Below are 12,730 nucleotides of genomic sequence, written 5' to 3' on the forward strand. Positions count from 1 at the left end.
CCCGCGCGGCCAGCCGCGCCGCCAGCACATCCGGCGGCGCCGTGACCGACACCACGATGGCGTTGGCATAATTGCGTCGCGCTGCCGCGATCACGGTGCGCGAGACATTCGCGATCACGGTGCGGCCGGCGCGGATCTCGTCGTTGATCGCCCGCGACAGCGCGTAGCGATGACCATGCGCTTCCCAGTGCATGGCATAGTCGCCGCCGGCCGCCGCGTGCTGGAAGGTCTCCGCGCTGACCTCTTCATTGTCCTCCGACGTCGAGGCCTGGCGGGTAATCAGGCGGCGGGGAAACACGACGTCGCGGTCATCGGCACAGGCCGCTTTCGCCAGCCCCAGCAGCGTATCCTTGCCGGCGCCGCTCGGGCCGACCACCAGGATCAACCGGCCGGGACCGATCGCAGCGCGCTGCCCGGCGATGACGGGCGCCTCGGTCACGCGACCCTCCCCCCTTCGCGCCAGACGCTGCGCACGACAGGCAGGTCGCGCGCGACGTGCACGCGGATCAGATCGGCGCGCCGGCCGACCGCGATCTCGCCGCGATCCGACAGACCGACCGCTTCGGCCGGCGTCTTGGTCACGGTGCGGACGGCGGAAGCAAGATCGATCGCCGGCACATGCCGCGGCAATTGCAGCGCCGCCATCAACAGGCTCGACGGGATGTAGTCCGACGACAAGATGTCCAGCATGCCCTCATTGGCGAGATCGACGGCCGCGATATTGCCGGAGTGCGAGCCGCCGCGCACCACGTTCGGCGCCCCCATCAGGATCTCGATGCCGGCCGCGTGCAACCCGCGCGCGGCTTCCATCGTGGTCGGGAATTCCGCGACCGCGACCTTGTCGTTGATGGCGTCGACCACGTTTTCCTCGGTGGTGTCGTCGTGGCTCGCCAGCGGTATCTTGTACTCATGTGCCAGCGCGACGATCGCACGCATGTTGGGTACGGCATATTCCTTCTGATAGGCGAAGCGCCGGGCGAACAGCACGTCGAGCTGGGCGTCGTTCATGCCGCCGCCCTTGCCGCGGTAATAGTCGCGCAGCTTGACCTCGTCGCGGAACTGACGCTGACCCGGCGTATGGTCCATCAGCGACATCAGCCGCACGTCCGGCCGGTCGATCAGCTCCTTGGCTTCGGCGACGACATCAGGCATCGGCACCTCGCAGCGCAGATGCAGGAAGTGATCGGCGCGCAGCAGGTTCTCCTCGCGCGCCGCCGAGATCGCCGCCGCCAATACGCCCGCACGGCCGTCGACATCCTCGGCGCCGTCCTCGCGCCAGACCCGCAGCGAGTCCAGCACGGTGGTGATGCCTGAAGTGGCGAGCTGCCCGTCATAGGAGATCACGGCCGCGACCGGATTCCAGAATACCTTCGGCCGCGGCACGTAGTGCATCTCGAGATGGTCGGTGTGCAGCTCGATCAGCCCGGGCATCAGCAGATCGCCGCCGGCGTCCTCGGCGGCCCCGGGCGCCCTGCCCTCGCCGAACTCGGCGATCTTGCCGTCGGATATCGCGACCCAGCCCTGCTCGATCACGCGATCGGCGAGGACCAGCCGGGCGTTGCCGATGATGGTGTCTTGCTTGGCAGTCATTTCAAACGGTCCTTCAGGCAGCAGCGGCGAACGAGGTCACGTCAACGATCCGGTCGGCAATCAAATGACGGATTTCGTCGTCATGGACAATGGCGACCATCGCGACGCCCTTGGTCTTTTTCTCCGCAATCAATTCGACCACCACTGCGCGATTCGCCGCATCGAGCGAAGCGGTCGGCTCGTCCAGCAGCAGGATCGGCAGGTCCGAGATGAAGCCGCGCGCGATGTTGACCCGCTGCTGCTCGCCGCCGGAGAAGGTCGAGGGCGGCAGGGTCCACAGCCGCTCCGGGATGTTGAGCCGGCGCAGCAGGCGGCCGGCGCGTTCGCGGGCCTCCTCGCGCGTCACGCCGTTGACGATCAAGGGCTCGGCGACGACGTCGATGGTCGCCACCCGCGGCACCGCGCGCAGGAACTGGCTGACATAGCCGATGGTCGAGCGGCGGATGCTCAGTACCTGGCGCGGCTCGGCAGTTGCGAGGTCGATCACCTTGCCCTGATGGCGGATGCCGATCCGGCCGCTGTCGCAACGGTAATTGCCGAAGATCATCTTCAGGATCGAGGATTTGCCGGCGCCCGATGGGCCCGACAGCACCACACACTCACCCGGGTCGGCGTGGAACGAGACGCCGCGCACCACGGGCAGCTCGACGCCACCCTGCAGATGCATCGTGAAGGTCTTCTCGGCATTGGCAAGTTCGATCATCGCGGTCATTGGCAAGCTCATGGCGGCAGAATCGAGGAAACGAGCAGCTGGGTGTAGGGCTCGCGGGGATCGTCGAGCACCTGGTCGGTGAGGCCGGTCTCGATGACGCGGCCGCCCTTCATCACCATCACGCGATGCGAGAGCAGGCGCGCGACGGCAAGGTCGTGGGTCACGACGATGGCGGCAAGGCCGAGCTCGCTGACGAGATTGCGCATCAGGTCGAGCAGGCGCGCCTGCACCGAGACGTCGAGGCCGCCGGTCGGCTCATCCATGAACACCAGCCGCGGCTCGGTGACGAGGTTGCGCGCGATCTGCAGCCGCTGCCGCATGCCGCCGGAATAGGTCTTCGGTGCGTCGTCGATGCGGCCGACATCGATCTCGACCCGCTCGAGCCAGGTCGATGCGATGTCGCGGATACGGCCGTAGTGGTTCCAGCCGACAGCCATCAACCGCTCGCCGACATTGGCGCCGGCCGAGACGCCCATGCGCAGGCCTTGCGCCGGGTCCTGATGCACAAAGCCCCAGTCGGTGCGAAACAGGAAGCGCCGCTCGGCTTCGCCGAGCTCGGCGAGATCGCGCAGCACGCCGTCGCGCATTCGGTAGGCCACATGCCCCGCGCTCGGCGCGAGCTGCGCCGAGAGCAGTTGCAGCAAGGTCGACTTGCCCGAACCGGATTCTCCGACGATCGCCAGCACCTCGCCGGGATAGAGCGCGAACGAGACGTCGCGGCAGGCTGCGAGGCGGCCGTAGTTCTTGGCAAGCCCTTCGGCCACCAGCAGCGGCTGAGCGTTGTCGAGGCTGGAGAGCTCAGACATGCGCCTTCTCCTTGTGCGGCGCTGCGCTCTCGGTGCCGTGATGGCCGGCCGCCTGGCGCTGCTCGCAGAAGTCGGTATCGGAGCAGACGAACATCCGCCCGCCTTTGTCGTCAGTGACGATCTCGTCGAGATAGGAATCATCGGCGCCGCACAACGCGCAAGGCGCGTTGAAGCGGTAGCGCGTGAACGGGTGATCCTCGAAATCCAGTGAGACCACCGTGGTGTAGGGCGGGATCGCGTAGATGCGCTTCTCACGGCCGGCGCCGAACAGCTGCAACGCCGCGCAATTGTCCATCTTCGGATTGTCGAATTTCGGTGTCGGCGACGGATCCATCACGTAGCGCGCGTTCACCTTCACCGGATAGGCGTAGGCGGTCGCGATGTGGCCGAAGCGCGCGATGTCCTCATAGAGCTTGACATGCATCAGGCCGTATTCGGCTAGCGCGTGCATGCGCCGGGTCTCGGTCTCGCGCGGCTCCAGGAAGCGCAGCGGCTCGGGGATCGGCACCTGATAGACCAGCACCTGCCCGGCATGCAGCGACGCCTCGGGAATGCGGTGACGGGTCTGGATCACGGTCGCGTCCGTGGTCGAGGTCGTGGTCGCGACACCCGCGGTCTTGCCGAAGAATTTGCGGATCGAGATCGCGTTGGTGGTGTCGTCCGAACCCTGGTCGATCACCTTCAGCACGTCGTCGGGACCGAGGATCGCCGCCGTCACCTGCACGCCGCCGGTGCCCCAGCCATAGGGCATCGGCATCTCGCGGCTCGCGAACGGCACCTGATAGCCGGGAATTGCGATCGCCTTCAGGATCGCGCGCCGGATCATGCGCTTGGTCTGCTCGTCGAGATAAGCAAAGTTGTACGTCGGCGCGTTCATTCCGCGGCCTCCTGCAGTTCGACCGCCTGATTGGCTTCCGCGAATTCCTGCCGCAGCTTGCGGAGCAGGCCGAGCTCGGACTGGAAGTCGACGTAATGCGGCAGCTTGAGATGCTCGACGAAGCCGGTCGACTGCACATTGTCGGAGTGCGACATCACGAACTCCTCGTCCTGCGCCGGCGCTCCCACCTCCTCGCCAAGCTCGCCCGCACGCAGCGCGCGGTCGACCAGCGCCATCGACATGGTCTTGCGCTCGCTCTGGCCGAAGGCCAGGCCATAGCCGCGGGTGAAACATGGCGCTTCGGTGGTCGAGCCCTTGAACTGGTTGACCATCTGGCACTCGGTCAGTTCGATCGAGCCGAGCGGCACGGCGAAGCCGACGTCCTCGGCGAACAACTCGACCTCGACCTCGCCGAAGCGGATCTCGCCGGCGAAGGGATGGTTGCGGCCATAGCCGCGCTGCGTCGAATAGCCGAGTGCGAGCAGGAAGCCCTCATCGCCGCGCGCAAGATTTTGCAGCCGCAGATCGCGATCGGCCGGGAAGCTCAGCGGCTCGCGCGTGAGGTCGCCGACCGGCGCGTCGCTATCTGCCTGCGGCGATGATTCGATCAGGCCATCGCGACCGAGAATGTCGGTGACCCGCGGCGTTGCCGCCTGCGAGGCTTCCGCGGTCTCCGGCTGCTCCGGCACGAAGCCTTCCGCGAGCTGCGGATCGAGCAGGCGATGGGTGTAGTCGAAGGTCGGCCCCAGGATCTGGCCGCCCGGAACGTCCTTGAAGGTCGAGGAGATCCGCCGCCGCACCTGCATCTCGCCGGTGTTGACCGGCTCGGTGGCGCCCAACCGCGGCAGCGTGGCGCGGAAGGCGCGAACCAGGAAGATCGCCTCGATCATGTCGCCGCGCGCCTGCTTGATCGCGAGCGCCGCAAGCTCGCGGTCGTAGAGCGAGCCTTCGGTCATCACGCGATCGACGCCGAGCGCGAGCTGCCCGGAGATCTGCGCCAGCGTCACCTCGGGCACATCGCGATCGCCGCGCCGCTCATGCGCGAGCAGACGATGGGCGTTCTCGATGGCGCGCTCGCCTCCCTTGACGGCTACATACATCGCTCACACTCCGCTTGCGATCAGCCGCGTGGTGCGCGGGATCGCGACAATGCTGTCGTCATGGACCAGCACGACATCGATGCCGCGCGGAAACAACCCCTCGTTGATCGACAGCCGCTGGAACAGATCGCGCGGCTTGATCATCGCCTGCAACACCGCGCGGCCGTCGATGCCGGGCCCCTTCAGCTCGAAGGCCGGGCCCTGCGTCAGGCTGTCGACCTGCAGGATCAGCGTGGTCGACCTATCAGGATATTCGCCGCTGCCGAACGCGAAGCGTTCCAGCGCGGGCAGGTTCGCCGCATCGCCGATCAGCGCGAAGCTTGCGATCGAGGGATCCGCAACCACCGGCGCGCTGGCGTGAAACTTCAGCCAGCGGGCGACGTCCGGCGTCGTCGACATCGCACCGTCGAGCCAGATCGGCGTGTCGTGATCGAACAGGGTCAGCGCGATCGCGGCCGCGCCGCGCATCATGCCGGCGGGTGTTCCGACATCAGCGGCGACGCGCTGCACGCTGCCCGGGCGCGCCATCGCATCCATCACTGACCGGAAGGTGGATTGCGCCGACAGCACCTTATCGGCAAAGCCCGCGGGCATTTCGGCAATCGTCGTCATTGCATCATCCCTCACCGCGCACCATCGTGTAGAAATCAACCCGCGTCGCCGCGGTCTCCGCGGCCTTGCGGGCGCGCTCGGCATTCATGGCGACACGCAGCGGTGCGATCACCTTGGCTTCCACCTCGCCGGACAATTCCGCCGACTGCACCATCGCGTCGCATAGCGCGATCATCTGCGCCTTCTCCGCATCGCGGCCGAGCGTGTAGCCGAAGCCGACCTCGCCGGTCGCAAGCCGCACCGCCGCGCGCGATACCGTCGCCTCGCCGAGATTGAACGGCGCGCCGTCGCCGCCGATCCGCCCGCGCATCATCACGAGGCCGTTCTCCGGCTCGCGCAGGTTCTCATGGCTGGGCAGGGTGATCGCCGCGAGCCGGCCTGCGATGTCGGCAGTGGCGGAGTGCACCAGCACCGTCATCGCGGCCTTGCGCTGGGCCTGTTTGCTGTTTGGTCCGGTCGAATTCATCGGCAACCTTCGGGCAACCTTGCTTGTATCAAGTTGTCTATGATACTAGACAACTTGATAGCGGAGCGCCATGACTGTTTCGTGACAAACCAAAGATTTCTGGTATCACCGCGCGATGAGCATGCAGGAAAGTTCCGGCGTCGCCTTGTGGCGGCAGGTCGCTGACGGCATCGAGCGCGGCATCGCTGACGGCCGCTTTGCTGCGGGCGAAAAGCTGCCCGGCGAGATGGAGATCGCCGAGACTTACCGGGTCAATCGCCACACCGTGCGGCGGGCGCTCGCAGCATTGGCCGAGCGCGGCCTGGTGCGCGCCGAGCGCGGCAGCGGCACCTATGTCGAAGCCCAGCGCCTCGCCTATCCCTTGCGCTCGCGCACGCGATTCTCGGAGATTGTCGGCGCCGGCGGCCACGAGCCACGCGGCCAATTGATCGAGGCCGGCGAGGATATTGCCAACCGCGAGATCGCACGTGAGTTGTGCCTGAAGATCGGTGCGCCGCTGATCCGGATCGAAGCGGTGCGCCTTGCCGACCGGACGCCGATCTGCGTCTCGACCACATGGCTATCGGCCGAGCGATTTCCCGATGCCGGCAACGTGTTCGCCAACGTCCATTCGATGACGAAGCTGCTCGGCCATTACGGCGTGAAGGATTACCACCGCGCCTCGACCCGGATCACGGCAGCGATCGCCGACGCCACCGACGCCGCGCGGCTCGACCTGTCGCTGGGACGGCCGGTGCTGGTGGTCGACGCAACCGACGTCGACATGCTGGACCAGCCGCTGGTGACCAAGCGCTCGCGCTTCGCCGCCGAGCGCGTGGAGTTTCTGGTCGAGAACGGCTGACGAGGCGGCGCCCCGGCACGCGCCAACTAGAAGGATCCGAGCACCGAGCCCAAAGCGATCACGACAACCAAAGCGATGATCGGCCCAACGATATTGGCTATCACCATGTCGAAGTAGCTCTTGCGATGGGTCGAGCCGCACACTGCGAGCAGTGTCACGACGGCGCCGTTGTGCGGCAGACTGTCGAGGGTACCGGAGCCGATCACGGCAATGCGGTGCATGAGCGCCGGATCGACGTGGGCCGTCTGCGCAATCTGCAGGTACGTGTCGCCAAGGGCATCGAGCGCAATGGTCAATCCACCAGAGGCCGAGCCGGTCAAAGCGGCAAGCAGATTAGTCGCGATGGCGAGAGAAACGAGCGGACCGCCGGAGATCGACAGCACCCAATCGCGCACTGACGCAAAGGCCGGCAGCGCAGCGACGACGGCTCCAAAGCCGACCAGGCTGGCGACGCTGAAGATGGGAAGCACCGAGGCGTTTGCGCCGGCATCCATGCTCGCCCTTAGATCCGTCAGACGGGCTCGATTGAGCGCGATGAGCGTCGCCGTGGCGGCGGCGAGAGCGACCGCGACCGACCACACCCCGGCAACGCCGGCAAGGGACGTCCCGCCCCAGCGCTCCTGCGCGAGGAACGAGAAATCGACGCGCGGCAGGATCAGAAGCGACATCAGCAGGTTCATACCCACGACCACGAGGAGCGGGATGATCGCCGTGCCGATCGGCGGCGGCACATCGCCGCGCTTGCCATGGGCTATTTCGGCCGGGTCGAACTCGTGGGACGATGTGGCGCGCTCGCGAATGAATTGATCGTCGGCGACCGCTCTCGTCCCGAGCTCTGCGTCACCGCCGAAGCCTTCACCGAACTTGCGCGCCGCTCGCTCGGCGCGGCTGAGCCACCAGAGCCCGAATGCGAGCATGATCGCCGAAGCGACGATTCCCAGTCCGGGCGCTGCAAACGGAGTGGTTCCGAAGAACGGCATCGGGATCGAATTTTGAATCGCGGGCGTTCCGGGCATTGCCGACATCGTGAATGTGGAGGTGCCCAGAGCGATGGTGGCCGGCATCAGCCGATGCGGGATGTTGGCGACGCGAAACATTTCCCGCGCCATCGGCGCCAAAACGAAAAAGGCGACGAAAAGGCTTACCCCGCCATAGGTGACGAGCGCGCCTGCAAGCACGACAGCAAGGATCGCGCGATGCTGTCCGAGCTTGATGCTCATGAAATGGGCGATGGCGTGGACTGACCCGCTGTCGTCCATGAGCTTCCCGAACAGCGCACCGAGCAGAAATATCGGAAAGAACTGCGCGATGAACTGCGCAGCGCCACTCATGAAAGTCTGTGTCCAATGGGCGAGCAAGGGCTCGCCGGCGAAAGCCGCAGCGACGATCGCGACAGCCGGCGCCAGGAGGAGCACGCTCCATCCGCGGAACGAGAGCCAGATCAGCAGGCCAAGGGCAACCAGGATTCCGACGAGGCCCATGGCGTCAAACCTGCTGCAAAAGGATATCCAAATCGATCGAAGAGCGCCTGCCGATGTTCTGGTCGTTCGCGGCGAGGAATGCCTCGGCAGCAGCGCGGCCTTCGTCGCGCAGCATGCAGAGAAAATCCCACTCGGCGTTGAGCTTCGACGACGCGCCGAGTTCGGCCAGAACCTTGCTGGCGATGAGATGAATGCGCATCTCGGCCCATTTGCGTCCCTCTGAGCTCCCGGCGTCCGCGACCTGCCGCAGCAGCGCGATCATGCGCAACTCCTTGAGCAGCGTGGCGTTGAACGCAACCTCATTCAACCGATCGAGGATCTCGCGCGCCGAGCGCGGTGTCCCCGGCCGTTCGACCGGGTTGACCGCGACGAGAAGCGTGTCGCGCGAATTGCACTCGCGTACGAGTGGCGTGATCGTCGGGTTCCCGGAGTAACCGCCATCCCAATAGGGCTCGCCATCGATCTCTATCGCGCGGAAGAGGGTCGGCAAGCAGGCGGAAGCGAGCAGAACGTCGGGTGTGAGCTCGGCGTTGCGAAACACACGCCCGCGGCCGGTATGAACGTTGGTCGCCGTCACGAACAAACGGATTGGGGAGCTCGCGACCAGTCGAAAATCGACCGACTCGGCGAGGACCTTTTGCAATGGGTTTGTGCCGGCGAGATTCAGATCGTACGGCGAGAACACGCGGCTCGCCAGATCGAAGGCGAGATAGAAGGGCGACGTATCAAGCGTCCAGCGGCCGAGCATGACGTCCAGCGGGCTTCGCCGCATGGGGCTGAACCGCGCGGAGTCAGCGACCCGCCGCCAGAACGCGCTCAATGCAGACTTGGCACCCGCCGGGCCGTCGGTCATGAAGCCGCTCGCGAGCACGACGGCGTTCATCGCGCCGGCCGACGTGCCCGATATCGCCTCGATGCGCAACCACGACTCATCCATGAGCCGATCGAGCACCCCCCAGGTAAAAGCGCCATGCGATCCACCGCCCTGCAGCGCGAGATCGACAAGCACAGGATCGCGCGCCTGGCGTGTTTGCGGCTCCTTCAACATGGCGGGCTCCGCCCGGCGTGCGAGCACGTCGCGGCCGGCGACCGAACGACAAAGAAGCCCTCAGCTCCTGCCAGGGAGCGGTTGCGGGAGTGGTTGCGGCCGCTGGATTCCTGGCCGACCAGGTCTCGGAGGCCGAGCAACCGGGCGGTGACCCGGCCGTCGCCACCCGTGCCATCCCGCCGGACCACCCCAGCCCATGCCGCGCCTCGAAGCAAAACCACACCGATACCAGCCGCCACCGCGCCATCCCCTATTGTACCAACAATAGCGATGGCCCCTCCAGGTGAACTGGATGGTTTCCGCGAGACGAAGCTCGTCGGCGGCCTGACGCAAGCCCAGCGGCGCAATAAGGCCGGCCTGCGAACGACCGCTGTTCGCCGTAATCGCCGCTGAAGCAATCCCAAGTGCGAGCCCCCATAGAAGCAATTTGCGCATGATTTTCTCCCGGCTTGGACCGCGCGGAAGGAAACCGGCTGAATGGCCGCGGAGCCGCACGGCTACAGCCGGCCTCCTTCGCGGGCGATCCCGCCCAGCTAGGCCGCCTTGGCCCGCTAGGCAGCCTTGGCCTGAGTTGCGGCTGCGAGTGTGTCGCGCAGGTGCTGCTCCTTCTTTTCATCGAGCGAGGTCGTCAGGACGATCCCTCCCGCATCCTTGATCGCATTGAGAACCTTGTCTGAGGTCATAGATTTGATCAGCAGGAACAGAACGGCATCTCCCGATTTCACCTTCGACGCGAGATCCTTCATGAACTGGTCTCTGATGCCGAAATCGGTCAGTGCACCGCTCAAAGCGCCTGCGCCGGCTCCGAGAGCCACGCCGAGAAGGGGATTCAGGAATACCATCCCCAAGAGCAGTCCCCAAAAGCTGCCACTGGCCGCGCCGGTCATGGTGGTGTTCACAAGCTGATTGAGCTTTACAGCGTCCCCGGTTTTGACTGCGATCACGGCATCGCTGATCGTGATCAGATACTCGCTCTGAAGCTTGAGTATTTTCTGCCGAACTTCCTCTGCTTTGACTTCGGATGGGTACACGATCGCAACGATATCTGACATTGAACACTCCTTGATGACTGGAAGTGCTGCCCCTATTGCGCGCCTGATGCACGGCCGAAATTTAGCACAGACCCGAAAGTCTCTTGTCGGCTAATCAAACATACAGGTTCACAATCCCGAGATGCTACGAGCGCTCGATGCAATTGAGTAAGCGGCATTGTCGTATGTGTCCCGAACAAGGACTCGCAGAGACCTCGTCTGCAGCGACCTCCCGAGTTCGACCGCTGCTGCCATACGCAACAAGCCCAACGGCTACCAGCTCAATGCGCAACGGTCAGCGTCACCAGAACTCAGACAGAGTGGTCGCAACCGACGGCCGCGGCTTGATCCGCCGGATGACGAATTCTCATCTCTTGCTGACTTCAAGTCGCCGCTGCTCTAGGTTGATTGGTCCAATTGTCGGTGCACTGCGAAGAGAGCACGCATGTCGACCGCGATTTCGGTCCTCGGTGGAGTTGGTCTGTTCCTGCTTGGCATGAGCGTCATGACCGCCGGCCTCAAGGGACTCGCCGGATCGAAGTTGCGGACGGTCCTGAGCAAGGCAGCGGCGACCCCGCTATCTGGTGCGCTCTGGGGCGCCATCGTGACCCTGATCGTGCAATCGTCCAGCGCAACGACCATGACCACCATCGGCCTGGTCAGCGCGGGCGTGCTGACCTTTCCGCAAGGGCTGGCGCTCGTGTTCGGCGCGAATGTCGGAACCACGGGAACCGGCTGGCTCGTCGCGCTGATCGGCGTTCGTGTCTCTCTCACGGCCGCGGCACTCCCGATGATTTTCGTCGGCGCATTGATCAAATTGTTGGGCCGTGGCCGTGTATCCGCAGCCGGAGCAGCCCTCGCGGGATTTGCGCTGGTGCTGTTCGCACTGACGACCCTGCAGCAGGGCATGGGAGGACTGGCCGAACAGTTGCACCCCGCGGATTTGCCGGCCGTTCTCGGCACCACCTGGTGGGCTGGCTTGTACGGGATGCTGGCCCTGGCCATCGTCGGACTGGTGATGACGGCCGTGATGCAATCATCGACCGCGGCTATCGCGGTGACACTCTCGGCATACTATGCGAGAGCCGTCGGCCTGGACCAGGCATGCGCACTGATCATTGGGCAGAACATCGGAACGGCGACCAGTTCGGCCATGGCGGCAATCGGCGCGAGCAGCACCGCCAAGCGCCTGGCCTTGGCGTACATCTTGTTCAAGCTGATTGCGGCAGCCATTGCGCTGGTGCTCTTCCCTGTGACCATTCCCCTTCTGGTCCGCGCCTCCGACAGCATTGGTGGCGTAACGCTGCTTGCAGCCTATCACACCGCTTACAACGTCGTCGGCGTCCTGGTGCTACTGCCCGTGATCAACGGCTTTACACGGCTCGTCGAGCGCATCCTGCCCGAACGCGGCTCACCGCTGACGAGGTGCCTGGACCCAGCAGTGCTTGTGACTCCGATCGCAACCGTGGAAGCAGTGCGACGCACAGTCGCGCGCGCGCTTGAAACGATGTGCGGATCATTGGCGACAGCACTGTCGGCAGCAAATCAAGACGCCTCCGTCGCAGCGGGACGGACCACGGTGCCGGCGGCGGAAGCCGCCTCTGCCCTGCGCCAGGCGCAGGAGTTCATGTCAAAGGTGAGTGGACCGCCTGAGGCGGAGGATGAGGAACAGAAGCTCACCAGCACACTGCATGCACTCGACCACGCGTATCGCCTGGCCGAAACCTTCGGAGAGGAAACCGAACTCGGGACCCCGCCCGGCGGCCCCCAGGACATGCGCGCGGTGGAAATCTGCGCGGAAGCCATGCGTAGCGCGACCTCGCTCGCTGCAGAAGTCGCCGTCGCGCCCGACTCTTCCAAAGACGTTTCCGAAATCAAGCTTGGAACCGCACCGACGCGGTCACTCATCCCAGACAAGGAGCTCCCTACAGCCGGAACATCGACCGAGCAGGCCCTCGCGCATCTGGAACACTGCGCGAAAGCACTCGGCGAAGTCGGGAAACACCACCGCAAGGCAACGCTCGGCTCAGTGGCGAGTGGAGCGGTGAGCGCGGACGAAGCAATCGCTCGCGTCGATGCGGTACGGCGCCTTGAAGCGCTCGCGCATCACGCCTGGCGCTCTGCCGTGCACCTTGTCGGTCGCAGCGCATAGTGCGGGAACGCTCC

13 protein-coding genes are annotated in these 12,730 nt (G+C 65.2%); 2 read left to right on the forward strand and 11 right to left on the reverse strand.

Translation table 11 applies throughout. The annotated features are described in order from the left end of the window. The 8 genes from phnN to phnG all read right to left on the reverse strand — a co-directional run. On the reverse strand, positions 1-439 hold a 439-nt coding region (phnN, locus tag H8A95_RS09670), incomplete at its 3' end, for a phosphonate metabolism protein/1,5-bisphosphokinase (PRPP-forming) PhnN (protein ID WP_229182957.1). Beyond that, positions 436-1,590, reverse strand: coding sequence for an alpha-D-ribose 1-methylphosphonate 5-triphosphate diphosphatase (locus tag H8A95_RS09675; RefSeq protein ID WP_229182958.1), 1,155 nt, complete (start codon positions 1,588-1,590; stop codon positions 436-438). The genes H8A95_RS09675 and phnN, both read right to left, overlap by 4 nt. A gap of 13 nt (positions 1,591-1,603) precedes the next feature. Further along, the gene (gene phnL, locus H8A95_RS09680; RefSeq protein ID WP_229182959.1) at positions 1,604-2,302 is read right to left on the reverse strand and encodes a phosphonate C-P lyase system protein PhnL; all 699 of its coding nucleotides are present in this window, start codon (positions 2,300-2,302) and stop codon (positions 1,604-1,606) included. Between the two features lie 8 nt (positions 2,303-2,310). Next, positions 2,311-3,108: a phosphonate C-P lyase system protein PhnK gene (gene phnK, locus H8A95_RS09685; RefSeq protein ID WP_229182960.1), complete on the reverse strand. Its 798-nt coding sequence runs from the start codon at positions 3,106-3,108 to the stop codon at positions 2,311-2,313. Further along, on the reverse strand, positions 3,101-3,985 hold the full coding sequence (locus H8A95_RS09690) for an alpha-D-ribose 1-methylphosphonate 5-phosphate C-P-lyase PhnJ (protein ID WP_163161267.1): 885 nt from the start codon (positions 3,983-3,985) through the stop codon (positions 3,101-3,103). Before H8A95_RS09690 ends, phnK begins: the two co-directional genes overlap by 8 nt. Beyond that, a complete protein-coding gene (locus H8A95_RS09695; protein ID WP_229182961.1) occupies positions 3,982-5,085 on the reverse strand; it encodes a carbon-phosphorus lyase complex subunit in 1,104 nt (367 codons plus the stop codon). The genes H8A95_RS09690 and H8A95_RS09695 overlap by 4 nt, the downstream gene beginning before the upstream one ends. A 3-nt stretch (positions 5,086-5,088) precedes the next feature. After that, a complete protein-coding gene (gene phnH, locus H8A95_RS09700; RefSeq protein WP_229182962.1) occupies positions 5,089-5,697 on the reverse strand; it encodes a phosphonate C-P lyase system protein PhnH in 609 nt (202 codons plus the stop codon). A gap of 4 nt (positions 5,698-5,701) precedes the next feature. After that, positions 5,702-6,163 (reverse strand): phosphonate C-P lyase system protein PhnG, encoded by a 462-nt coding sequence (gene phnG / locus H8A95_RS09705; protein ID WP_229182963.1) that lies wholly within the window; start codon positions 6,161-6,163, stop codon positions 5,702-5,704. A gap of 115 nt (positions 6,164-6,278) precedes the next feature. Here phnG and phnF point away from each other — a divergent pair, with 115 nt between their 5' ends. After that, positions 6,279-7,004 (forward strand): phosphonate metabolism transcriptional regulator PhnF, encoded by a 726-nt coding sequence (gene phnF / locus H8A95_RS09710; RefSeq protein ID WP_229182964.1) that lies wholly within the window; start codon positions 6,279-6,281, stop codon positions 7,002-7,004. A 26-nt stretch (positions 7,005-7,030) separates the two neighbouring features. Here phnF and H8A95_RS09715 read toward each other — a convergent pair whose 3' ends face one another. From H8A95_RS09715 to H8A95_RS09725, 3 genes are all read right to left on the reverse strand, one after another. Next, entirely contained in the window at positions 7,031-8,485 is a 1,455-nt protein-coding gene (locus H8A95_RS09715) for a GntP family permease (RefSeq protein ID WP_229182965.1), read from the reverse strand. A gap of 4 nt (positions 8,486-8,489) precedes the next feature. Then, a complete protein-coding gene (locus tag H8A95_RS09720) occupies positions 8,490-9,533 on the reverse strand; it encodes a patatin-like phospholipase family protein (RefSeq protein WP_229182966.1) in 1,044 nt (347 codons plus the stop codon). Between the two features lie 551 nt (positions 9,534-10,084). Next, positions 10,085-10,585: a DUF1269 domain-containing protein gene (locus tag H8A95_RS09725; protein ID WP_229182967.1), complete on the reverse strand. Its 501-nt coding sequence runs from the start codon at positions 10,583-10,585 to the stop codon at positions 10,085-10,087. A 424-nt stretch (positions 10,586-11,009) separates the two neighbouring features. Between H8A95_RS09725 and H8A95_RS09730 the strand changes: the two genes are divergently transcribed. Beyond that, the gene (locus H8A95_RS09730; RefSeq protein ID WP_229182968.1) at positions 11,010-12,716 is read left to right on the forward strand and encodes a Na/Pi cotransporter family protein; all 1,707 of its coding nucleotides are present in this window, start codon (positions 11,010-11,012) and stop codon (positions 12,714-12,716) included. The last annotated feature ends 14 nt before the right edge of the window (positions 12,717-12,730 follow it).

It is taken from the genome of Bradyrhizobium oropedii, from assembly GCF_020889685.1.
In the GTDB taxonomy this organism is placed as follows: domain Bacteria; phylum Pseudomonadota; class Alphaproteobacteria; order Rhizobiales; family Xanthobacteraceae; genus Bradyrhizobium; species Bradyrhizobium oropedii.